This is a genomic window from Streptococcus suis, assembly GCF_002964045.1.
In the GTDB taxonomy this organism is placed as follows: domain Bacteria; phylum Bacillota; class Bacilli; order Lactobacillales; family Streptococcaceae; genus Streptococcus; species Streptococcus suis_U.
In genome coordinates, this window is the sequence record NZ_POPB01000222.1 from 1 (window position 1) to 489 (window position 489).

General features: G+C 45.0%; 1 pseudogene. It reads right to left on the bottom strand.

Features of this window, described 5'->3' with window-relative positions:
* Nucleotides 1-489, bottom strand: a pseudogene (locus C1E99_RS02015) (endo-beta-N-acetylglucosaminidase); the annotation flags it as partial.

Genomic DNA, 489 nt, shown 5'->3' on the forward strand with positions numbered 1-489 from the left:
CGGTAAACTTTTTTCTCTAGGGGAGCTATCCATTCCATCGCTTTCACGACTTTTTCACCTTGCGGTACGCGAATGGCCAATAGATTGCTCCAATCCTTTCCTTCCTCCAGAGTACGGTAGTAAATGAACTCAGGCAGGGACTCAAAGCGAATCGGGTCGAATATAAGATTTCCTGACTCTGTCAATTTCAATTCTGCCAGTGGTTTTACGGCATCTGGGCTAGAATAAAGCGCTATTTTCCGATTGGCAGGGACATCCTTGAAACCTACTTGAATCTGATGATTACCGAGATGGCGAGCAACAGCATGGGTCATCGGAATGTTTGGTGTCTCCATGTCCAATTCTTCATACATACGCCAATTATAAATACGAATGGCCTTCCAAGGAGTACCATTATCAGAAGTCAAGACATCCAAACGCCATTCCTGCGCTCGAATTGGCTTGTCCAATACGATGTCTGTTACATGATCACGATTGCCACGAACTTCT